This is a genomic window from Paenibacillus sp. ALE3 (genome assembly GCF_054113405.1).
In genome coordinates, this window is record NZ_CM134214.1 from 205,001 (window position 1) to 226,694 (window position 21,694).

Below are 21,694 nucleotides of genomic sequence, written 5' to 3' on the forward strand. Positions count from 1 at the left end.
AAGGTAGCGAAATTCCTTGTCAGGTAAATTCTGACCCGCACGAATGGCGTAACGACTTGGGCGCTGTCTCAACGAGAGATCCGGTGAAATTTTAATACCTGTGAAGATGCAGGTTACCCGCGACAAGACGGAAAGACCCCATGGAGCTTTACTGCAGCTTGATATTGAATTTGGGTACGATCTGTACAGGATAGGTGGGAGCCGTTGAATCTTGAGCGCCAGCTTGAGAGGAGGCATCCTTGGGATACCACCCTGATCGTATCTAGGTTCTAACTTGGTACCGTGATCCGGTGCGAGGACAGTGTCAGGTGGGCAGTTTGACTGGGGCGGTCGCCTCCTAAAGAGTAACGGAGGCGCCCCAAGGTTCCCTCAGAATGGTTGGAAATCATTCGAAGAGTGCAAAGGCAGAAGGGAGCTTGACTGCGAGACCTACAAGTCGAGCAGGGACGAAAGTCGGGCTTAGTGATCCGGTGGTACCGCATGGAAGGGCCATCGCTCAACGGATAAAAGCTACCCTGGGGATAACAGGCTTATCTCCCCCAAGAGTCCACATCGACGGGGAGGTTTGGCACCTCGATGTCGGCTCATCGCATCCTGGGGCTGAAGTAGGTCCCAAGGGTTGGGCTGTTCGCCCATTAAAGCGGTACGCGAGCTGGGTTCAGAACGTCGTGAGACAGTTCGGTCCCTATCTGTCGTGGGCGTAGGAAATTTGAGAGGAGCTGTCCTTAGTACGAGAGGACCGGGATGGACGTACCGCTGGTGTACCAGTTGTTCCGCCAGGAGCACCGCTGGGTAGCTATGTACGGAAGGGATAAGCGCTGAAAGCATCTAAGCGTGAAGCCCCCCTCAAGATGAGATTTCCCAATTAGTAAGACCCCTTGAAGACGACGAGGTAGATAGGTTGGGGGTGGAAGTGCAGTAATGCATGGAGCTGACCAATACTAATCGGTCGAGGGCTTATCCTAAAGATAAAGCGCAAGGAAGTTTCGGATCCAGTTTTCAAGGTGTAACCTTGAAGTTAGAATTTGCGAGGCAAATTCATGTTTGGTGGCGATAGCGGAGGGGTTCCACACGTACCCATCCCGAACACGACCGTTAAGCCCTCCAGCGCCGATGGTACTTGGACCGCAGGGTCCTGGGAGAGTAGGACGTTGCCAAGCAAAAGTGAAAAAGGATGATAACCTTAGCAGGTTATCATCCTTTTTTTTATGTATTTTGTGGATGGACACCTGCTTCTAAGGTTGACAGAGAGAAGATGCTTTGCGACACTCTAAGTGCGTATTTTTTTAAAAGGTCCAAGTATACGAGCGAGGTGACGAAGTTATGAAGATCAGGCAATTACAACGTGAGGAATTTGAAGCAGCTATTGAATTATCCCAGTATGCTTTTCAGTTTACAATGCCCCCGGAGGATCTGGAGAAAGCTAAGAAGAAATTCAAACCAGAACAAACATGGGGAATCTTCGACGGGCACGAATTGAATGCTAAACTGACTTTGCTGCCGCTACAAGTATACATACATGGTCAGGTTTTTGATATGGGGGGCATTGCTGGTGTGGCAACGTGGCCGGAAAAGCGTCGCGGGGGGATGGTTTCACGTTTGTTGACGCATGCGCTTGAAGAGATGAAGACTGCAGGACAAAGCCTTTCTTTTCTGCATCCATTCTCATTTGCCTTTTATCGTAAATTTGGATGGGAAACATATACGGAGTACAAAAAGTACGTCATTCCAATTGATAAATTCCCTGCTAAACTTAAAACAGAAGGTATAGTCAAACGGGATATCAAAAATATTTCAGAATTGGACCAAGTGTATCAATCGTATGCTTCACGTTACAATGGTACGCTGGTACGAGATAAGGAATGGTGGCAGGAACGGATTTTAAATGAAAATTATCGAACTGTAGTATATTACACGGATGCAGGCAATCCTCAGGGATATGCACTATACAAAATAGAAGATAAACAGTTAAATTGTGATGAGTTGGTATATGAAAATGAGACGGCACGTCGGGCTTTGTGGACTTATTTTGCAAATCATGACTCAATGATAACCCAAGGTAAATTTATTTACGTTCCAGCAGATGACAACCTGCCCTTTTTACTCGATGATCCGCGAATTCAACAGGAAACGGTGCCTTATTTTATGGGGCGTATTGTGGATGCAGTTGCTTTTGTAGAGAGATACCCTTTTGAGCAGATTGGAGAAGAAACAAGTTTGACCTTACATCTGACAGATCGGTATGCCCCTTGGAATGAAGGAGTATGGAGATTAACAATTACTAGGGAGGGGCAAGGACATCTGGCAAGAGTGGATACAAGCAATTTATCTGACAACGCCTTAGCAGCTGACTTGAAACTGGGGATTCAGTCATTAACAACTTTAATGCTCGGCTACCAGCAAGCTGATAACCTGTCTAATTGGGGGCGTATTGAAGGAAGCAGTAAGTCTGTGGCTGCACTTAAACGTGTAATACCAATAAAACAAACGTTCTTATTGGATTTTTTCTGATAAAGCTCCAATTGGTTCTTCTTAATTTCCAACTTTTTTTTAACCAATTGGATGTGGTTTATCATAATTACTCAAAGCTCTTTCCATAATGGGAAGAGTTTTTTGTAATATGGTATAAAACATAATTAGATTGCGAAAAATGGTATTGACCCCTTGGCAAAAATGAAATTTGTGCTATAATACGAATATAGTCAAAGAAAGTCAAAGTCAATTGGAATCAGTGTGATTCCACAAAAGTATTATGTTGTTGGATTGGCCGTATATAACAATTTGACAGCAAAAAAGTAAAAATAACGACCTGATTTGCGTATAGTTAGGAGCTGCTTCTTATGTACAGAAGTGAAGTGTATGATTTATCGCAAATAAAGGTCACACTAGAAACGAAACGGTACAATTCCAATGGATGTACAACAGGCAATAGCCTGAATGCAGCTTAGATTCGTGACTATATCGTTTGGTTAAGTTCAATATACGGCGGACTCTGTGGAGCGTGAAATGTACTTGAATACTTGCGTTTCCGTTAGTGGAGGATGATGAAATGCGCAATGTTTCCGACATTATTGAACAATATTTGAAGAGCATGCTGCTGGAAAGTCCCCAAGGCTTAGTGGAGATTCAGCGCAATGATCTGGCTGACCGCTTTTCCTGCGTACCGTCGCAAATTAATTATGTAATTAGTACCCGGTTTACGCTGGAAAAAGGTTATGTGGTGGAAAGTAAACGCGGTGGTGGAGGCTACATTCGAATTCAGCGAATTCAATTACCTGCACAACATGCGATCCATACACACCTTCATCAGAGCATCGGGGAGGAAATTAGCCAATCGGCAGCAGAAGGACTGATTTATCAGTTAGAGGAAGCTCATTTTTTAAGCAAAAGGGAAGCTGGTCTAATGAAGGCTGCTTTATCAAGAGATACATTATTGCTAAAGCTTCCCTATCGTGACCAACTGCGAGCAAGATTGCTTAAGGCTATGCTGATCTCGTTGCTGGCGGCCAAATAGCTAGTATCCATTAACCAGTGAATAGAGATTTGCAATTCAGATGTAGGGATTTGTAAAAATCCTGACGTTGAAGGAGGTGCTTTTATGCTGTGCCAAGAATGTAATATGCGGCCGGCAACTTTGCATTTCACCAAAATTGTGAATGGCGAAAAGACAGAGTTTCATATTTGTGAGACATGTGCGAAGGAAAAAGGGGAGATGATCCCTGGAACACCTAATGGCTTTTCGATTCATAGCTTGTTGTCGGGGATGTTGGATTTTGACTCCAGCACAAAGAGCCAGTCTTCAGGTCACACTGTTCCCCAAAATCTGCAATGCAAGGATTGCGGTATGACTTATACACAGTTTAGTAAGCTAGGACGTTTTGGATGTCCATCATGCTATCAATATTTTGATAGTCGTCTGGACCCTCTGTTCAAGCGTGTGCATGGTAGTACGAGTCATGTTGGGAAAGTTCCGGTCCGTACTGGAGGCCGATTAAAGGTTAAACGGCAAATTGATGATTTGAAAAAAGAGATGCAACAACACATTGTACAGGAAGAATTCGAATCAGCTGCTGAGCTTAGGGATCAAATCAGAAAGCTTGAAAAAGAAATGACTGAAGAGTAAAGTTTGTGAAGAGTAGGAGGGAATGCGTGATGCCCAATATCCGATTTACGGAAAAGCCGCTAAGTGATTGGATGCGTGGTGATGCTGCGGATTCGGAGATTGTCATTAGCAGCCGGGTAAGAATTGCGCGTAACTTGCAGCATCTGCCTTTTCCCATGCTTGCTACCAATCAGCAGTCGGAAGAAGTGCTTCAACGCTTAACGGATATCCTTCAGTATGATGATTTGCGTCGTTTTGGTACTTTTCATACCTTGAAAATATCCGAGTTGGATGAGATCGACAAGCAGGTACTGGTTGAGAAGCACTTAATTAGTCCTAATTTGGCGAACGAATCTCGCAACGGTGCTGTGTTGATTAGTGATGATGAATCAGTTAGTGTTATGATAAATGAAGAGGATCATCTGCGTATTCAGTGCTTATATCCGGGATTTCAGGTGAGAGAAGCCTGGGAACGCGCTATGGTCATTGATGATGCATTTGAAGCTCATGTTGATTATGCATTTGATGATCGGAGAGGGTTTCTGACCAGTTGTCCGACGAATGTCGGCACAGGTATGCGAGCTTCGGTGATGATGCATTTGCCCGCATTGGTTATGACTCATCAAATCAATCGTATATTGTCCGCTGTTTCACAGGTAGGTCTTACGGTTCGCGGTATTTATGGTGAAGGCAGTGAAGCAGTTGGAAATTTGTTTCAGGTATCTAATCAGATTACCCTGGGACAAACCGAAGCAGAAATTATTGAGAATCTGCATGGCGTGGTGCTGCAAATTATAGAGCACGAACGTTCTGCCAGAGAACGATTGATGAATGAATCCATGCTGCGGATTACAGATCGGGTGATGCGTTCATTCGGTATTTTGTCGTATGCAGCAGTTTTGGATTCCAAGGAGGCTGCACAGCGGCTGTCCGATGTACGTCTCGGTGTAGATTTAGGGATTTTGGAGCGTCCTTCCATTGCAGCGATGAATGAGCTTAATGTGATGACGCAACCTGGCTTTCTGCAAAAAAGCTTTGGGGATAAAATGAATACCGGTGAGCGCGATATGTACCGGGCGAAGCTGATCCGGCAAAAATTAGGCACAACCCTTTAATATATAGAATGATCTGAAATACACATTGTGGAGGTGCAGGATATATGATGTTTGGAAGATTTACGGAACGTGCACAGAAAGTGCTTGCCTTGGCCCAGGAAGAAGCTGTTCGATTGGGACACAACAACATTGGCACAGAGCACATTTTGCTAGGACTCATTCGTGAAGGCGAAGGAATAGCAGCGAAAGCCTTAATCGGTTTAGGGCTGGGACTGGAGAAAATCCAGGATGAAGTGGAAACACTGATTGGACGCGGTCAAGAGCAACCGACGAACATTGCCTATACTCCACGTGCCAAAAAAGTCATTGAGCTGTCTATGGATGAAGCACGTAAATTGGGTCATACCTATGTAGGTACCGAGCATATTTTGCTAGGTCTTATTCGTGAAGGTGAAGGCGTGGCAGCACGTGTTCTGAACAACCTGGGTATCAGTTTGAACAAAGCGCGTCAGCAAGTGCTTCAATTGCTCGGCAGCAGCGAGGCGGTTTCCAGCCATCACGGTGCTCCCGCTAATGTCAGCACTCCAACCCTGGACAGTCTGGCACGCGATCTTACGGCTTCTGCGAAGGAAAATAACCTGGACCCCGTTATTGGGCGTAGCAAGGAAATTGAGCGCGTTATTCAAGTGCTCAGCCGCCGTACAAAGAACAATCCTGTTTTGATCGGTGAACCTGGGGTAGGTAAAACAGCGATTGCCGAAGGATTGGCACAAAAAATCATAGCGAATGAGATTCCTGAAACGTTGCGCGACAAACGCGTAATGACACTTGATATGGGCTCTGTAGTAGCAGGTACTAAGTATCGTGGTGAATTTGAGGATCGCTTGAAGAAGATTATGGACGAGATTCGTCAAGCCGGAAATATCGTACTGTTCATTGATGAGCTGCACACGCTGATTGGTGCTGGTGGAGCGGAAGGCGCAATTGATGCGTCCAACATCCTGAAACCTGCTCTGGCACGTGGCGAGCTGCAATGTATCGGTGCTACTACGCTGGATGAATATCGCAAATATATTGAAAAAGATGCTGCTTTGGAGCGTCGTTTCCAACCTATTACAGTGGATCAACCTTCTCCAGAAGAAGCAATCCAAATCTTGTATGGTCTGCGCGACCGTTACGAAGCGCATCACCGTGTAAAAATCACGGATGAGGCTATTGAAGCTGCAGTAAGATTGTCAGATCGTTATATTACGGATCGCTTCCTACCGGATAAGGCTATTGACCTTATTGATGAAGCGGGCTCCAAGGTAAGGCTGAATTCCTATACAGTACCGCCAAACCTGAAACAGCTGGAAAACCGTCTGGAAGATATCCGTAAGGAAAAAGATTCAGCGGTACAAAGTCAGGAGTTTGAAAAGGCAGCTGCGCTGAGAGATACAGAGCAAAAGATCCGTGAAGAGCTGGATGTCACTAAAAACCAATGGAAAGAACAACAGGGGCGTACAGATTCCGAAGTTACACCAGAGGATATCGCTCAGGTTGTTGCCATCTGGACTGGTGTCCCAGTCAGCAAGCTAAAAGAAGAAGAAACACATCGTTTGCTGAATATGGAGCAACTGTTGCATGAACGGGTGATTGGGCAGGACGAAGCTGTTAAGGCAGTAAGCCGGGCGATTCGCCGGGCACGCGCCGGTCTGAAAGATCCGAAGCGTCCAATCGGCTCCTTTATTTTCCTCGGTCCAACTGGGGTCGGTAAAACAGAGCTGGCACGCGCCTTGGCTGAATCTATGTTTGGTGATGAAAATGCGGTTATCCGTATTGATATGTCCGAATATATGGAGAAGCACTCCACATCCCGTCTGGTAGGAGCGCCTCCAGGGTACGTTGGATATGAAGAAGGCGGTCAACTGACTGAGAAGGTACGTCGTAAGCCTTACTCTGTTGTGTTGCTGGATGAAATTGAAAAGGCACACCCAGAAGTATTCAATATTCTGCTGCAAGTGTTGGAGGATGGACGTCTGACGGATTCCAAAGGTCGTGTTGTTGACTTCCGTAACACACTTATCATCCTAACTTCCAACGTTGGTGCGCAGGCAATCAAACGTAACTCCACGCTTGGCTTTACAGCTGTTGTGGACGCTGGGGCGGATTACGATAACATGAAGGGCAAAGTGATGGATGAACTGAAGAAAAGTTTCCGTCCTGAGTTCTTGAACCGGATAGATGAAATTATCGTTTTCCATTCTCTCGAAGAAAAACATATTGCCGAAATTGTTTCACTCATGTCTGAGGAGCTGCGTAAGCGTCTGAATGAGTATGAGGTGGACTTTGAGTTGACAGATAAGGCTAAGAATTTCCTTGCCAAGGAAGGCTTCGATCCAGCGTATGGTGCGCGTCCATTGCGTCGTGCAATCCAGAAGCATATTGAAGATCGCCTGTCCGAGGAACTGTTGACTGGAAACATTTCTAAAGGCGACTCTCTCTACATTGATGAAGAGAACGGTGCATTGACAGTAACGAAAAAGGATAATGTATCCGCGAAGTCCTAAAGCAGTTTAGTAAATAAAACATTAGAAAAGGGTGTCTCGCAGGCTGGAAAGCTATTGCGAAGGCACCCTTTTTGTGTATTGAATACCTTGAAAGGGTAGGCTAAAAGCTTTGGGAAAGTTTGTGATATTGCTTTACGTCCGCCAAGCTTCAATGGTAAACTTTTATTGTTACAGCTCTTTCAGGTGCTGTGTGAAGATAAATTCGACATCATCGTCGTCAAGAAGGAGCCAGGGAATAAAGTATGGCTAAAGTGAAAACTAAATTTTCCTGTACGGAATGTGGCTATGAATCGCCTAAATGGTACGGAAAATGTCCTGGATGCCAGGCATGGAATTCCATGGTCGAAGAAACGGAAAGCGTTGTAAAAACTCAAGGAATGGGATCTTCCCTTCTTACTCATAGCACAAAAGACAAACCGCTTCCTATTATTGAAGTGGAAAGTGGCAAAGAAACACGAATCTTGACGGGAATTGGTGAATTAAATCGTGTACTTGGTGGAGGTGTGGTGCCAGGTTCACTTGTTCTGGTGGGTGGTGATCCGGGGATCGGCAAGTCTACGCTTATGCTGCAAACCTCTAATGAGCTGGCTTTAACTGGTTTAAAGGTACTCTACGTGTCTGGTGAGGAATCCGTCCGCCAAACAAAGCTACGTGCAGATCGCCTCGGTGCCTTGTCTCCCAGTCTGTACGTATTATGTGAGACGAATTTGGAGACGATTGAAGAAGCAGTAGACAGCTTGAAGCCAGAGTTTTTGGTCATCGACTCGATACAGACTGTATATTTGCCTGAGGTGACAAGTGCGCCTGGTAGTGTAGCTCAGGTGCGCGAGTGTACTTCACGATTTATGCGGATTGCCAAGGGATTAGGTATTGCTACAGTACTGGTAGGGCATGTGACCAAGGAAGGCGCTATTGCAGGTCCGCGTTTGTTGGAGCATATGGTCGATTGTGTACTTTATTTTGAAGGAGAGCGACATCATACGTATCGGCTGTTGCGTGCGGTTAAGAATCGCTTTGGTTCTACGAATGAAATTGGTATTTTTGAAATGGCTGAAAGTGGTTTGCGTGAGGTGGCGAATCCTTCTGAACTTTTCTTGTCCGAACGGCCACTGGGGGTGGCTGGTTCCACCGTCGTTGCCAGTATGGAGGGAACCCGACCTGTATTGGTTGAACTGCAAGCACTAATTGCAGCTACACATTTTCCATCTCCACGCCGAATGGGTACGGGGATCGACCATCATCGGATGGGATTAATCATTGCCGTCCTAGAAAAGCGGATGGGCATGTTTTTGCAAAACCAGGACGCTTATCTCAACGTTGCTGGAGGCGTAAAGCTGGATGAACCAGCGGTGGATTTAGCTATAGCGGTGAGCATTGCTTCCAGCTTTAGGGATGCTCCTACCAAGCCATATGATGTGATTTTTGGTGAAGTAGGACTGACAGGCGAGGTGCGGGCTGTATCCCGAGCAGAACAGCGAGTGCGAGAAGCGGAGAAATTAGGTTTCAAACGGGTGATCATGCCCGAGAAAAGCTTAAAGGGTTGGACACATCCGAAAGGGATACAAATTATAGGAGTTGGAACGGTGGCAGATGCACTGGCAGCTGCATTAGATTAGGGGGCATTGAGAATGAAGGAAGCGAGCCAACTGGATAAAATGAACGATTTGCTGCGGCTTGTGGCACCGGGAACTCCCTTTCGCGACGGATTGGAAAACGTTTTGCGTGCCAAAACGGGTGCTCTTCTGGTCGTTGGCTATAGCCCGGAAGTAATGGAAGTCGTGGATGGCGGTTTCTCTATTAATTGTGATTTTTCACCGAACTATTTGTATGAGCTGGCTAAAATGGACGGCGCAATCATATTGAGCGAGGATTTAAAACGAATTTTATATGCCAATACGCAATTGATTCCTGACTCCTCCATTTCGTCCATAGAAACAGGGATTCGGCATCGGACGGCGGAACGAGTTGCGAAGCAGACTGGCAAACTGGTTGTGTCTATTTCCCAGCGTCGTAATATTATTACGTTGTATCAGGGGACTTTACGGTATGCGCTCAAGGAAATCGGGGTTATCTTAACGAAAGCCAATCAGGCCATTCAGACGCTGGAAAAATATAGATCCGTATTGGGGCAAGCCTCAACCAATTTAACTGCATCTGAATTCGAAGAGCTGGTTACCATGCCAGAGGTTGTTAATGTCATTCAACGGATCGAAATGGTGCTGCGCATCAAAATGGAGATCAAACGATTTATTAACGAGCTCGGAAATGAGGGCAGGCTGATTAGCATGCAGATGGAGGAGCTTGTCAGCAATATCGAGGAAGAAGCTTGGTTGCTGTATAAGGATTATGCCAAAGACGACAGCGACGAGAAGATTCGTGAAATTATATTGGGACTCAAACGTTCTACGGACGACGAATTACTGGATGTAAATCATATTGTACGTTTATTAGGCTACCCTTCTTCAGCAGCGACATCAGAAGAATATATTGCTGCACGCGGATATCGGGTATTGAACAAAATACCTCGTTTGCCAAATGTAATTATTCATAATCTGGTGGAGCGATTTGGACGTTTTCCACATGTCATGACAGCAACGATTGAAGAACTAGATGAAGTAGATGGCATAGGAGAGGTTCGTGCACGTACGATTAAAGAAGGGCTTAAACGTTTGCAGGAACAAGTTTTCATTGACAGACAAATGTAAATGTAATACAGTGAAAGGATTATAATGGAACAATTCATACATTGAGGTGAAGAGATGATTACCAAATCAATTCCGAACATGTGTACCTTGGGTAACTTGTTTCTCGGAATGATCGCCATTTTATTGGCCGTAGACGGAAAATACAGCCTTGCCGCTATTATGGTTATTGTCGCCATGTTGTTGGACGGACTGGATGGAAGGATGGCCCGGGCTCTGAATGCCCAGAGCGAATTCGGTAAAGAACTGGACTCCTTATCAGATATGATATCTTTTGGTGTTGCTCCCGCAGTTATTATGTACATGGTTGCTTTTCATGATGCGAATTCGGCTCTCGCTTGGACGGTTACAGCCATTTTTCCGATGTGCGGAGCATTGCGTTTGGCTCGTTTTAACGTACGTCCCGGTGTACCAGGTTATTTCACAGGTCTGCCCATTCCGGCAGCAGGTGGCGTATTAGCCACTTTGTCCTTATTCCATAACGAGATTTCTTTGTTATACATGTCGATTGCCATGTTGCTGGTCTCTTATTTGATGGTTAGCTCCATGAGATATCCGAATTTCAAAAAGGTCGGTCTTCCGAAAAAAGCGATCTGGATTGCTCCATGGGTCGTAATTGCAGCGGTGTTTCTGGCCGTTAAATTTCCTGATCAGCTGTCGAAGCTGATTTTTGTACCATTGGTGCTATATGCATTGTACGGTATGAAGCTGAACATTCGGAAGCTATCACGCAGACGTGGACGGGAACGAGATCGTTCTAATCAAGAAGAACAGGACGACCAATATCGTCATTCGCAACGTTAGTGTCAGACAAGAACTAGAAGAAGCATTTATTTCCTTGATTCATTCAGGGAGATAAATGCTTTTTTTATGCATAAAAAGTGAAAACACAGGGTTAGTTATGCGAGAAATGGATCATACTGGTAAGGGAAGTGCTATGTATCCAATAAATAGCAGACTATTGAAAAGAAAATAAAGGAGGTATAGAAACTCAATGTGGAGAAAGGCTATTTTAACTTTTACAGGATTGTGCGGCGCGTGGTTTGGCTATACGTTATACCAGCGGATAGGAGGCATCGTATCGTGGATGCCACAATGGTTGAGTGATGGTTCTTTACCAGGAATGGCTGTTTGGATGTTAGCGGGAGCAGTGCTATTTATGGTTGGCTGCTCATTCGCAGGGGCGTCCGTGGCGAATCGATTGCAGCAGGGGATTGAAGGCTTGGTACGAATTCCGATGAATGAGATGATGGCAGGTGTGATGGGGTTAGCAGTGGGGCTGATCCTTTCCTTGGCAGTTTACCCACTCTTTTCAGGATTGGGGGCACCTGGTCTACTTATCCAGACCGCGGTTACCTTGGTATGCGGATATGTGGGATTGATGGTAGGGCTAGAAAAACGGGACGAGTTGTCATGCTTTTGGAGTTCAGGCTTTTTTGGTCGGGGAGCGGATGTAGAAGAACGCAAGCTGGAGGAACATAAAATTTTGGACACCAGCGTCATTATAGATGGGCGTATTGCGGATATCTGCAAAACAGGGTTTATTGAAGGAACCATTGTGATTCCTGAATTTGTGTTGGAGGAGCTTCAGCATATCGCAGATTCTTCAGATTTACTTAAGCGTAATCGTGGACGGCGGGGTCTGGATATTTTGAATAAAATCCAAAAAGAACTAGATGTGAATGTGCTCATTTATGAGGGGGATTTTGAGGAAATTTCAGAGGTCGACAGTAAGCTGGTTAAGCTTGCAAAGGTGTTGCAGGGTAAAGTTGTAACTAATGATTTTAACCTGAATAAAGTATGCGAACTTCAAGGTGTGTCTGTGCTGAACATTAATGATTTGGCGAATGCAGTGAAGCCTGTCGTACTGCCCGGTGAGGAGATTATGGTGCAGATTATCAAAGACGGCAAGGAGCATGGGCAGGGGGTAGCTTATCTGGATGATGGTACGATGATTGTTGTGGAGGGTGGACGTGACTATATTGGCTCTCTCATGGAAGTGCTGGTCACAAGTGTACTTCAGACCTCTGCGGGTCGCATGATCTTTGCTAAACCGAAATTATTGGAAAAAGCTCAATAAACGAGGTATGATGAAGTAGATGTGTTATCATACGGATCGTCCAAGTGCGATCAGGGCAGGAGTTATTTGAATGAACAATCAGGTAGGAGTCGTGATTGTGGCGGCCGGGCGCGGCTCCCGTATGGGAACGCAGGAGAGCAAGCAATTTCTGCTTTTGCGAGACAAGCCCATCTTCATACATACACTTGAAATATTCGCAGCAATGCCTGAAGTGGATGAAATGGTGATGGTTACTGGAGCTGGAGATGTGGAACGTTGCAGAGACTGGGTTCATCAATACAAGATCAGCAAAAATGTACGAGTGGTGGCTGGTGGCAGTGAACGCCAGCATTCGGTTTATCGCGGCTTGCGCCACTTGCAAACAGATTGGGTGATGGTGCATGATGGTGTGCGTCCACTGATTCAACCTGAGCTTGTACGTTCATGCCTGGAGGCTGCCCAGCGTACTGGTGCTTCTGTAGCGGCAGTACCTGTAAAGGATACGATCAAGCAAGTGAACGGGGATGGTATCATTACAGCAACGCCGGATCGCCGAAGTCTGTGGAGTATTCAAACGCCACAGACTTTTCGTCTTTCCGATCTGCTGCGGGCCTATGAGGAAGCGGAGCAGTCAGGATTTTTGGGGACAGATGATTCTATGCTGGTGGAGCGGCTAGGCATTCCAGTTACTGTCGTCCAAGGCAGCTATAAAAACATCAAAATTACTACGCCTGAGGATTTGGAGATGGCGGAGTTATGGGTAAAGACAGAGGGAGAGGATATCAAATGATCAGAATAGGGCAAGGGTTTGACGTCCACCAGCTGGTGGAAGGAAGGCCATGCATCATCGGAGGCGTACATATTCCGTATGAAAAAGGTTTGCTAGGTCATTCCGATGCAGACGTGCTGCTGCATGCCATTAGCGATGCCATCCTGGGCGCGCTTGGCTTGGGAGACATCGGAAAGCATTTTCCGGATAATGACCCTGAATTTAAGGACGCTGATAGCCTGAAGCTACTGGAGCATGTGTGGGGGCTGGCTAAAGAGCGGGGATATCGATTGGGGAACATTGATTCTACGATTATTGCGCAGAAGCCCAAGATGGCATCGTACATCCCGCAGATGAATGAAATCATCGCCCGGGTGCTGGAAGCAGAGGAGTCGTCCCAGGTAAATGTTAAGGCGACAACGACGGAGCAACTCGGGTTTACCGGGCGAGGCGAGGGAATTGCGGCTCAATCGGTTGTCTGTCTAATCAAGTAAATGCTATCATCTTGAGTAATTCTATTTGGAGGAGATTATATGAGCACGGAAGTTCGTGTACGCTATGCACCAAGTCCTACAGGGCATCTGCATATTGGCAATGCCAGAACAGCATTATTTAATTATTTGTTTGCCCGCAATCAAGGCGGGAAATTTATTATCCGCATCGAAGACACAGATGTGAAACGCAATATTGAAGGTGGAGAAGAAAGCCAGCTTAAATATTTGAAATGGTTAGGCATGGACTGGGATGAAAGTATAGACGTGGGCGGCGAGTTTGGACCTTATCGCCAGACCGAACGCTTGGACATCTACAAAACATACTGGCAGGATTTGCTGGATCGTGGTCTGGCATACCGCTGTTATTGCACGGAAGAGGAGCTTGAACGCGAGCGTGAAGAACAGATGGAACGTGGGGAGACACCACGTTACTCAGGAAAACACCGTGATTTAACAGAAGAACAGTGCCAAGCATTTGAAGCAGAGGGCCGTGTACCAAGTATTCGTTTTCGCGTACCAGAAGATCGTGAATATACGTTTGATGATATGGTTAAAGGTCAAATTACGTTCAATTCCAAGGAAAGCGGCGATTTTGTTATCGTCAAAAAAGACGGTATTCCGACATATAACTTCGCCGTAGCGGTTGACGACTATTTGATGAAAATATCGCATGTACTACGGGGCGAAGATCATGTATCCAATACACCGCGGCAGTTGATGATTTTTGAAGCTCTCGGCTGGGAGCCTCCACGCTTTGGTCATATGACGCTGATCGTAGGCGAGGATCACAAAAAGCTCAGCAAACGAAATGAATCCATTATTCAGTTCATGGAGCAGTACGATAAGCTGGGCTATCTGCCGGAAGCTATATTCAACTTTATTGCGCTGTTGGGCTGGTCTCCGGAAGGCGAGGAAGAGATCTATGATCGGGAACAACTGATTTCGATTTTCGATCCTAATCGTTTGTCCAAAAGCCCAGCTGTATTTGATACAAACAAGCTTGCTTATTTGAATAATCATTATATTAAAAAAGCTGATCCTGAGCGGATTGCCAGCATGGCCATTCCACATTTGCAGGCAGCAGGGCTGTTACCAAATGAATTATCGACGGAACAACAGGATTGGGCTAAAGCTCTTGTCCGCTTATACCAAGAACAAATGACTTCAGCGTCTGATATTGTGGCGTTGTCTGAGTTGTTTTTCCGTTCGCATCTGGAGTTGGATGCTGATGCGGCGGCTGTTCTGGCCGAAGAGCAGGTTCCTGAAGTACTTAGAGCCTTTGCAGGCAAGGTTGAAACGAGCGAGGAATTTACAGCTCCACAAATGGCCAAGCTGATCAAGGAAGTTCAAAAGGAAACTGGTTTTAAGGGGAAACAGCTGTTCATGCCGATTCGTGTGGCCCTTACAGGTCAAACTCATGGACGGGATCTGAACGAGACCATCTATTTACTTGGACGTGACAAGGTGTTGGACCGTCTTAAGGCACAAATTAAAGGCTGATATTTCTTGTCAATTTGTTGTCTTTTCGCTATAATGACTCCATTGATATGGATTGATACTTACGTGTAAAGGCTGCGAACAGGAGAAGTACACTGCATAAGGGCATCTACCAGAGAGGACGGTTGAGGGGAAACCCCAGGCTGAGAACCGTCTAGATGACCTGCGGAGGAAATGCGCCTGGGAGCCGTGCGCCCGAACCCTCGTTAGCCTACAATGCTAATGCGGCAAGGGCTTGCCGATTCGTTCCCGTTACAGGACGCCAAAGACGGACTTTTCTGCTTTTTTTGTAGCAGATATGTTCGAAGCAGAGTGGGACCACGTATATGCGTCTCTGCAGCCTAGGCTGCGGAGGCGCTTTTTCATTTTTATCAGATTCAGACTCGCTGTAGATTGAAAATTGTCGAAGCGTGCTAGTGACTACGAAAATTGGCGAAATCTGAAGTGTGATGCGGCGAGGATATGGAGGGAAGAGGAGGGCGACATGTTCAGGCATTTCAAATCCGATATTCAAACTGTTTTGGATAATGATCCGGCCGCCCGGAGTAAGCTGGAAGTCATTTTTACGTATTCTGGCGTTCATGCCCTTTGGGCACACCGAATCGCACATTGGTTTTATTTGCGAAAGTGGTGTACTCTAGCCCGTGTTATATCCCAGGTATCGAGGTTTATGACAGGAATTGAAATTCATCCTGGCGCTCGTATCGGAGATCGGCTGTTCATTGACCACGGCATGGGTGTTGTCATTGGCGAAACCTGTGAAATTGGCGACGATGTCGTGTTGTATCAGGGGGTTACTCTTGGAGGGACTGGAAAAGAGAAAGGGAAGCGTCACCCCACCATTGGGAATAATGTCGTTATAGGCTCCGGTGCAAAAATATTGGGTTCATTTACGATTGGGGCGCAATCCAACATTGGCTCCAACTCGGTTGTGCTAAAAGAAGTTCCGCCAAACAGTACGGTAGTGGGCATCCCAGGGCGAGTGGTCAGACAGGATGGCAGACGTCCAGATCGACTTAGTCACCAATTGCCTGATCCGGTCGTCGATTCTATACGGTCTCTTCAAATGGAAATAGAACGATTGCGAGCAGAATTGTCTGATTTGAAGGAGGAGCAATCTGCTCAGAAACATCAGGTGACCCAAGAGAATAAATTACAAGGATAATTTTCATGAGGGAGGAACATAACGATGTCGCTTCAAATTTATAATACAATGACGAGGAGCCGGGAGCCTTTTGTGCCACTGGAGCCTGGAAAGGTTAAAATGTATGTATGTGGTCCTACAGTGTATGATTACATTCATATTGGTAATGCACGGCCTGTAATTGTGTTTGACGTGGTACGCAGCTACTTGGAGTATTTGGGCTATGATGTAAACTATGTGGTGAATTTTACGGATGTCGATGATAAGTTGATCCGCAAAGCTCGGGAACTTAATATGGCGGTTCCGGCAGTTGCTGAGAAGTTTATTGCTGCCTATCATGAGGATCTGGCAGGATTGAATGTTCCTGCTGCCAGCATAAATCCTCGTGTAACCGAGAGCATGGTTCTGATTATTGATTTTATCAAGGATCTGGTAGACAAAGGCTATGCCTATGAGAATGATGGTGATGTCTTCTACCGGACCAAAAAGTTTAAAGACTACGGACAGCTGTCAGGTCAAAATTTGGAGGAGCTCCAGTTTGGGATTCGCATCAATGTGGATGAACGCAAGGAGAATGCCGAGGATTTTGTACTCTGGAAAGCAGCGAAACCGGGAGAAATTTACTGGTCAAGTCCTTGGGGAGATGGACGCCCAGGCTGGCATATCGAATGCTCTGCTATGGCTCGTCACTATTTGGGGGATACGCTGGATATTCATGGAGGCGGACAGGATCTGCAATTTCCGCATCATGAATGTGAATGTGCACAATCTGAAGTGATTACGGGTAAACCATTATCTCGCTACTGGATGCATAACGGATATATTCGCATAGATAATGAAAAAATGTCGAAATCACTCGGTAACGGTATTTTGGTTAAAGATCTGCGTGCTCGCCACAAGCCCGAGGCTTTGCGTTATTTTATGCTGTCGACACATTACCGCAATCCTTTGAACTACAACCAAGAGACGATGAGTCAGGCGGAGAATAGTGTCGAACGGATTGCCAATGCAGTCGCCAATGTAAAGCATCGTTTAGCCATTGCTTTGAAAGGTAATGAAAAAGTATCGGCTGAGCTGCAAATGAAGCTTGACGGGATACTGCAGCAGTTTGGCGAAAAAATGGATGATGATTTCAATACGCCTGATGCGATTACTGCGGTGTTCGAATGGGTCAGCGAAGCCAATCTTTTGTTGCAGCGTGATGTTGTCAATCAGGCGGAATTGCAAGCGGTGCTGCATACTTTCCATTCGATGAATACGGTGCTTCGCATTTATTCAGAATCGAGTGAAGAGCTGCTGGATGGCGAAGTTGAGCAGTTAATTGCAGAACGTGTCGAAGCTCGTAAAACTAAAAACTGGAGTAGAGCTGACGAAATTCGCGATTTGTTAGCTACTAAAGGCATTGTGCTTGAAGATACGGCCCAGGGGATGCGGTGGCGGCGGAAATGAGTGATAAGCCACTGAATTCAGGAGCTGTGAAAGGCGCAGGAAACTGGTTTCCGTATCCTGCGTCCAAGCCGGCTCGCTTGATGCCCCCTATTGCGTTAGCTTACATTGGTGATGCAGTGTATGAGGTGGCTGTCCGGCAATATCTGTTGACACACCCCAACCTGCGTCCCAATCATTTACATCGACGAGCTACAAAGCTAGTCTCTGCCAAGGCACAGAGTCGTATGTTGGGGTTGCTAGAAACAGTGCTGACGGATGACGAGCGTGACATTGTCCGACAAGGAAGAAATGCCAAGTCAGGGAGCCTGCCTAAAAATGCTGATGTGCTTGAGTATCGACACGCTACAGCACTGGAAGGATTGATTGGTTATCTGTATTGTGATGGACATTTGGACAGATTGACAGAGTTGATTACGTACGGAATTGCACAAATGGAAAATACCGAAAAATCATAAATTGGGGACGGATTGGATGAATTGAATATCAACCGTTTTCCGGGAGGAAGCTAGAGATGGAAGAAGAATGGATTGCCGGTAAGCATTCGGTAACAGAGGCGCTGCGTTCAGGCAGGACGATAAATAAAATTTGGATTGCGGATAATGCACAAAAGCATTTGACATTGCCGATTACAGCTGAGGCGAAAAAAGCAGGAATCATTGTTTTGCAGGTAGACAAGCGTAAGCTCGATCAAATGGTTCCAGGCATTCAGCATCAGGGAGTGGTTGCGCAAGCAGCACCTTTTGCCTACGCTGAAGTGGAAGACTTGCTTGCTAGTGCTCGTGCTAAAGGCGAAGAGCCGTTTTTGATTTTGCTGGATGAAATTGAAGATCCTCATAACTTGGGCTCCATCCTTCGTACGGCGGATTGCACTGGAGCACACGGTATTATAGTGCCAAAAAGGCGTTCAGCAGCTGTAACTGTAACGGTGTCTAAAACATCGGCGGGTGCTGTGGAGTACGTTCCAGTGGCACGGGTGAGCAATCTGGGGCAAACCATTGACCGTCTTAAAGAAGAAGGTGTATGGGTAGTTGGCACGGATGTTACAGCAACCGATCCCGTCTTTGGGAATGGGGTATTCACCGGTCCTGTAGCGATTGTCATTGGTAACGAAAATAAAGGAATGGGCCGTTTGATCCGTGAGAAATGTGATGTACTTGTCAAGCTGCCGATGGCGGGACAAATCAATTCTCTCAATGCTTCTGTAGCTGCAGGTGTCGTCATGTACGAAGTCTTGCGCGGACGACAGGCACGGAGCTAACGATATGGCTGACACGCGGGATGTTCTGCTTGTGGACGGTTACAACATGATTGGAGCCTGGCCCGAACTTTCCGCACTGGTACAATCTGGTATGCAGGAAGCGAGGGACAGACTTCTTGAACGACTGGCGGATCATCAGGCGTATTCGGGCAGAAGAGTCATCGTCGTGTTTGATGCTTACAGGGTGCCAGGATTAGGTAAAACCTTTGCCCAGAGCAAAGTCCAGATTTATTTTACTAGAGAAAAAGAGACAGCCGACGAATGCATCGAACGATTGGTTCGGGAGCTGAGCAGCAAGAGAAGAAGCATTTACGTAGCGACAAGTGATCAGGTAGAGCAGCATGTTGCTTTTGGCCAAGGAGCACTCAGAGTATCGGCACGAGAATTGCTGATCGAGATTGAGGAATCTGAAAGGGAAGTCCAGAAGCGAATTCAGCAGGATAACGCCAAATTGTCTCGCAACTCGTTGGATGCCAAGCTGAGTCCGGAGCTTCGAAAGCTGTTCGAACGATGGAGAAGAGAATGATCCAATAATTGGTGCACTCTCCATTTTGAAACCATTGACAATTTTGTTAGCGCTCTTCTTTTTTAGGTTGTTGTGGTTGACGGTATCAGGTTACATCGCGTATACTTGTCGTATATTTGAGAGAGTAACGGGTACCTTGCGTTGCAGCCGGAGGGATTGTTAGTGAGTGTGGACCTCAAAGATATCATGTTGTCAAAGTTTGATTACAAAAATGATGAAGACATTGTCGGAGCAGTCCATGAAGGTGATGGGGAAGCGCTGGAGTTTCTGATTAACAAGTACCGGAACTTTGTGCGGGCCAAGGCCAGATCCTACTTCCTGATTGGTGCTGATCGCGAGGATATTATTCAGGAGGGCATGATTGGTCTCTACAAATCCATTCGTGATTTTAAGGGAGACAAGCTTGCTTCGTTTAAGGCTTTCGCCGAGTTGTGCATTACACGACAGATTATTACGGCAATTAAGACGGCTACACGACAAAAGCACATTCCTCTGAACTCTTACGTATCTCTGGACAAGCCCATCTATGATGAAGAGTCAGACCGGACGTTGCTCGATGTGATTTGTGGAACACAAGTAAGTGACCCTGAAGAGCTGATTATCAATCAGGAAGAGTTTGTGGGTCTTGAGGACAAAATGTCCGAGATTCTGAGCGAGCTAGAACGCAAGGTACTTATGTTGTATCTGGACGGACGTTCGTATCAGGAGATTGCAGAGGATCTTGACCGCCATGTTAAATCCATTGATAACGCGCTGCAACGGGTCAAGCGTAAACTTGAAAAGTATCTGGAAGTAAGGGATAGTTGAAAGTAGAGGCTGACATGGAAAAGGCTCGAGTTTGAGTCTTTTTTTATTCGTTTTGGGTAAGCTGTGCAGGTTTATAAGTGTTGTAAATGATTTATACTAAAAAAGATGAATAATAGATATCGCTTTGATTTTGAAGCAGTATTTCAGAGAACAGCTCCAAAGGATGGGCAGATGTAAAAATGCACCACAACCGAGACTGCGAAATGTATGCAAACATTCGTTGACATGGAAAACCCCGTGTGATAAAGTGTTTTAGGTAGGCCTAAATTCGCGGTTTTTTTTAGGATCAATTATGAGACTTCCGGTGTTGGATGTCTTCGGGAGGTGCACATCATGCGGGTAATTATTACTTTGGCTTGTACAAATTGCAAACAAAGAAATTACACAACGACGAAAAACAAGCGTAATCACCCCGACCGCATGGAGATGAAGAAATTCTGTAAGTCCTGTAACGAACAGACTTCTCATCGGGAAACCAGATAGTTTTTGGAGGTGTAGTCGGCGTGAAACGCAGTTTCAAGTCTCTGTTTTCCTTTTTCTCTGAAAGCTGGGCTGAACTCAAGAAAGTTCGCTGGCCCAATCGTAAAGAACTGACCAACTATACGCTGATTGTCATAGGGACGATTGCGTTCGTCACGATTTATTTTTGGGTTCTCGATATCGGCATTTCCGCTGTGATCGAAGCGATTATCTAGGAAGGGTTCCAGGTGGCTTGATATGGAAAAAAGATGGTACGTCGTTCATACCTATTCAGGGTATGAGAACAAAGTCAAAGCCAATTTGGAAAAACGCGTTGAGTCCATGGGCATGGAAGACAAGATATTCCGTGTTCTTGTTCCTATGGAAGAAGAACTGGTAACCAAGGACGGTAAGAAAAAAACCGTTATGCGTAAAGTCTACCCTGGTTATGTCTTGGTCGAAATGGTCCAAACCGATGATTCTTGGTATGTTGTACGCAACACACCAGGTGTTACGGGATTTGTAGGGTCGACAGGCTCGGGTTCCAAACCGACGCCATTGCTTCCGGAAGAAGTTGAACAGATTCTGAAGCATATGGGCATGGTAGAGCCGAAACCGAAGATTGAATTCGATGTTAAGGAATCCGTGCGAATTAAAGTTGGTCCTTTTGCGAATTTTGTGGGCTCCGTGGAAGAAATTTTGGTTGAGAAGAGCAAGCTTAAGGTTCACGTCAACATGTTTGGACGGGAAACCCCGCTTGAGTTGGATTATACTCAAGTGGAGAAAATATAGATTTTTCTTACAGGTTTCTTGTGGGAGGATCA

At 45.9% G+C, this 21,694-nt stretch carries 21 protein-coding genes and 2 rRNA genes (1 of these 23 only partly in view); all 23 read left to right on the forward strand.

The genetic code is table 11. The features are described from left to right. Positions 1-965, forward strand: a 23S ribosomal RNA gene (locus ACXHJ2_RS00845) (it extends 1,960 nt beyond the left edge of the window). Positions 966-1,043: 78 nt separating this feature from the next. Beyond that, positions 1,044-1,160 (forward strand): 5S ribosomal RNA (gene rrf, locus ACXHJ2_RS00850). A 163-nt stretch (positions 1,161-1,323) separates the two neighbouring features. After that, on the forward strand, positions 1,324-2,511 hold the full coding sequence (locus ACXHJ2_RS00855) for a GNAT family N-acetyltransferase (protein WP_165084296.1): 1,188 nt from the start codon (positions 1,324-1,326) through the stop codon (positions 2,509-2,511). 538 nt (positions 2,512-3,049) lie between these two features. Then, positions 3,050-3,514 (forward strand): CtsR family transcriptional regulator, encoded by a 465-nt coding sequence (locus tag ACXHJ2_RS00860; RefSeq protein WP_013373295.1) that lies wholly within the window; start codon positions 3,050-3,052, stop codon positions 3,512-3,514. Between the two features lie 84 nt (positions 3,515-3,598). Then, positions 3,599-4,123 (forward strand): UvrB/UvrC motif-containing protein, encoded by a 525-nt coding sequence (locus ACXHJ2_RS00865; RefSeq protein WP_013373294.1) that lies wholly within the window; start codon positions 3,599-3,601, stop codon positions 4,121-4,123. Positions 4,124-4,152: 29 nt separating this feature from the next. Beyond that, positions 4,153-5,217 carry a protein arginine kinase gene (locus ACXHJ2_RS00870; protein WP_165084298.1) on the forward strand — a complete coding sequence of 355 codons (1,065 nt, stop codon included), beginning with the start codon at positions 4,153-4,155 and terminating at the stop codon, positions 5,215-5,217. Positions 5,218-5,261: 44 nt separating this feature from the next. Beyond that, complete coding sequence (clpC, locus tag ACXHJ2_RS00875; RefSeq protein WP_016818634.1) at positions 5,262-7,706, forward strand: ATP-dependent protease ATP-binding subunit ClpC; 2,445 nt, start codon at positions 5,262-5,264, stop codon at positions 7,704-7,706. A gap of 242 nt (positions 7,707-7,948) precedes the next feature. Beyond that, complete coding sequence (gene radA, locus ACXHJ2_RS00880; protein ID WP_013373291.1) at positions 7,949-9,322, forward strand: DNA repair protein RadA; 1,374 nt, start codon at positions 7,949-7,951, stop codon at positions 9,320-9,322. A 12-nt stretch (positions 9,323-9,334) separates the two neighbouring features. Next, on the forward strand, positions 9,335-10,411 hold the full coding sequence (disA, locus tag ACXHJ2_RS00885) for a DNA integrity scanning diadenylate cyclase DisA (protein ID WP_013373290.1): 1,077 nt from the start codon (positions 9,335-9,337) through the stop codon (positions 10,409-10,411). Between the two features lie 54 nt (positions 10,412-10,465). Then, a complete protein-coding gene (gene pssA, locus ACXHJ2_RS00890; protein WP_013373289.1) occupies positions 10,466-11,212 on the forward strand; it encodes a CDP-diacylglycerol--serine O-phosphatidyltransferase in 747 nt (248 codons plus the stop codon). Positions 11,213-11,402: 190 nt separating this feature from the next. Continuing rightward, positions 11,403-12,488: a PIN/TRAM domain-containing protein gene (locus ACXHJ2_RS00895; protein ID WP_165084294.1), complete on the forward strand. Its 1,086-nt coding sequence runs from the start codon at positions 11,403-11,405 to the stop codon at positions 12,486-12,488. A 70-nt stretch (positions 12,489-12,558) separates the two neighbouring features. Continuing rightward, positions 12,559-13,257 carry a 2-C-methyl-D-erythritol 4-phosphate cytidylyltransferase gene (gene ispD, locus ACXHJ2_RS00900; RefSeq protein WP_013373287.1) on the forward strand — a complete coding sequence of 233 codons (699 nt, stop codon included), beginning with the start codon at positions 12,559-12,561 and terminating at the stop codon, positions 13,255-13,257. Further along, entirely contained in the window at positions 13,254-13,730 is a 477-nt protein-coding gene (gene ispF / locus ACXHJ2_RS00905) for a 2-C-methyl-D-erythritol 2,4-cyclodiphosphate synthase (RefSeq protein WP_013373286.1), read from the forward strand. Before ispD ends, ispF begins: the two co-directional genes overlap by 4 nt. Positions 13,731-13,769: 39 nt before the next feature. Further along, entirely contained in the window at positions 13,770-15,230 is a 1,461-nt protein-coding gene (gltX, locus tag ACXHJ2_RS00910) for a glutamate--tRNA ligase (RefSeq protein WP_165084292.1), read from the forward strand. A 481-nt stretch (positions 15,231-15,711) separates the two neighbouring features. After that, on the forward strand, positions 15,712-16,392 hold the full coding sequence (gene cysE / locus ACXHJ2_RS00915) for a serine O-acetyltransferase (protein WP_013373284.1): 681 nt from the start codon (positions 15,712-15,714) through the stop codon (positions 16,390-16,392). Positions 16,393-16,416: 24 nt separating this feature from the next. Next, complete coding sequence (gene cysS / locus ACXHJ2_RS00920) at positions 16,417-17,820, forward strand: cysteine--tRNA ligase (RefSeq protein ID WP_165084290.1); 1,404 nt, start codon at positions 16,417-16,419, stop codon at positions 17,818-17,820. Further along, on the forward strand, positions 17,817-18,275 hold the full coding sequence (locus ACXHJ2_RS00925; RefSeq protein ID WP_165084288.1) for a Mini-ribonuclease 3: 459 nt from the start codon (positions 17,817-17,819) through the stop codon (positions 18,273-18,275). The genes cysS and ACXHJ2_RS00925 overlap by 4 nt, the downstream gene beginning before the upstream one ends. Positions 18,276-18,331: 56 nt before the next feature. Further along, entirely contained in the window at positions 18,332-19,078 is a 747-nt protein-coding gene (rlmB, locus tag ACXHJ2_RS00930) for a 23S rRNA (guanosine(2251)-2'-O)-methyltransferase RlmB (RefSeq protein ID WP_013373281.1), read from the forward strand. Between the two features lie 4 nt (positions 19,079-19,082). Then, positions 19,083-19,604, forward strand: coding sequence for an NYN domain-containing protein (locus tag ACXHJ2_RS00935; protein WP_013373280.1), 522 nt, complete (start codon positions 19,083-19,085; stop codon positions 19,602-19,604). 162 nt (positions 19,605-19,766) lie between these two features. Next, on the forward strand, positions 19,767-20,411 hold the full coding sequence (gene sigH, locus ACXHJ2_RS00940) for an RNA polymerase sporulation sigma factor SigH (RefSeq protein ID WP_016324748.1): 645 nt from the start codon (positions 19,767-19,769) through the stop codon (positions 20,409-20,411). Between the two features lie 333 nt (positions 20,412-20,744). After that, positions 20,745-20,894, forward strand: coding sequence for a 50S ribosomal protein L33 (gene rpmG, locus ACXHJ2_RS00945; protein ID WP_013373278.1), 150 nt, complete (start codon positions 20,745-20,747; stop codon positions 20,892-20,894). Positions 20,895-20,914: 20 nt separating this feature from the next. Continuing rightward, the gene (gene secE / locus ACXHJ2_RS00950; protein WP_013312170.1) at positions 20,915-21,106 is read left to right on the forward strand and encodes a preprotein translocase subunit SecE; all 192 of its coding nucleotides are present in this window, start codon (positions 20,915-20,917) and stop codon (positions 21,104-21,106) included. Positions 21,107-21,128: 22 nt separating this feature from the next. After that, the gene (gene nusG, locus ACXHJ2_RS00955) at positions 21,129-21,662 is read left to right on the forward strand and encodes a transcription termination/antitermination protein NusG (protein WP_007432596.1); all 534 of its coding nucleotides are present in this window, start codon (positions 21,129-21,131) and stop codon (positions 21,660-21,662) included. The last annotated feature ends 32 nt before the right edge of the window (positions 21,663-21,694 follow it).

What these genes read in the sequence shown, in the direction of transcription:
- clpC (WP_016818634.1), top strand. Translation starts at nt 5,262, where the DNA reads ATGATGTTTGGAAGATTTACGGAACGTGCACAGAAAGTGCTTGCCTTG.
- cysS (WP_165084290.1), top strand. Translation starts at nt 16,417, where the DNA reads ATGTCGCTTCAAATTTATAATACAATGACGAGGAGCCGGGAGCCTTTT.
- ispD (WP_013373287.1), top strand. Translation starts at nt 12,559, where the DNA reads ATGAACAATCAGGTAGGAGTCGTGATTGTGGCGGCCGGGCGCGGCTCC.
- radA (WP_013373291.1), top strand. Translation starts at nt 7,949, where the DNA reads ATGGCTAAAGTGAAAACTAAATTTTCCTGTACGGAATGTGGCTATGAA.
- ACXHJ2_RS00870 (WP_165084298.1), top strand. Translation starts at nt 4,153, where the DNA reads ATGCCCAATATCCGATTTACGGAAAAGCCGCTAAGTGATTGGATGCGT.
- ACXHJ2_RS00925 (WP_165084288.1), top strand. Translation starts at nt 17,817, where the DNA reads ATGAGTGATAAGCCACTGAATTCAGGAGCTGTGAAAGGCGCAGGAAAC.
- ACXHJ2_RS00855 (WP_165084296.1), top strand. Translation starts at nt 1,324, where the DNA reads ATGAAGATCAGGCAATTACAACGTGAGGAATTTGAAGCAGCTATTGAA.
- gltX (WP_165084292.1), top strand. Translation starts at nt 13,770, where the DNA reads ATGAGCACGGAAGTTCGTGTACGCTATGCACCAAGTCCTACAGGGCAT.
- ispF (WP_013373286.1), top strand. Translation starts at nt 13,254, where the DNA reads ATGATCAGAATAGGGCAAGGGTTTGACGTCCACCAGCTGGTGGAAGGA.
- cysE (WP_013373284.1), top strand. Translation starts at nt 15,712, where the DNA reads ATGTTCAGGCATTTCAAATCCGATATTCAAACTGTTTTGGATAATGAT.
- nusG (WP_007432596.1), top strand. Translation starts at nt 21,129, where the DNA reads ATGGAAAAAAGATGGTACGTCGTTCATACCTATTCAGGGTATGAGAAC.
- rpmG (WP_013373278.1), top strand. Translation starts at nt 20,745, where the DNA reads ATGCGGGTAATTATTACTTTGGCTTGTACAAATTGCAAACAAAGAAAT.
- ACXHJ2_RS00895 (WP_165084294.1), top strand. Translation starts at nt 11,403, where the DNA reads ATGTGGAGAAAGGCTATTTTAACTTTTACAGGATTGTGCGGCGCGTGG.
- pssA (WP_013373289.1), top strand. Translation starts at nt 10,466, where the DNA reads ATGATTACCAAATCAATTCCGAACATGTGTACCTTGGGTAACTTGTTT.
- ACXHJ2_RS00860 (WP_013373295.1), top strand. Translation starts at nt 3,050, where the DNA reads ATGCGCAATGTTTCCGACATTATTGAACAATATTTGAAGAGCATGCTG.
- rlmB (WP_013373281.1), top strand. Translation starts at nt 18,332, where the DNA reads ATGGAAGAAGAATGGATTGCCGGTAAGCATTCGGTAACAGAGGCGCTG.
- ACXHJ2_RS00865 (WP_013373294.1), top strand. Translation starts at nt 3,599, where the DNA reads ATGCTGTGCCAAGAATGTAATATGCGGCCGGCAACTTTGCATTTCACC.
- ACXHJ2_RS00935 (WP_013373280.1), top strand. Translation starts at nt 19,083, where the DNA reads ATGGCTGACACGCGGGATGTTCTGCTTGTGGACGGTTACAACATGATT.
- disA (WP_013373290.1), top strand. Translation starts at nt 9,335, where the DNA reads ATGAAGGAAGCGAGCCAACTGGATAAAATGAACGATTTGCTGCGGCTT.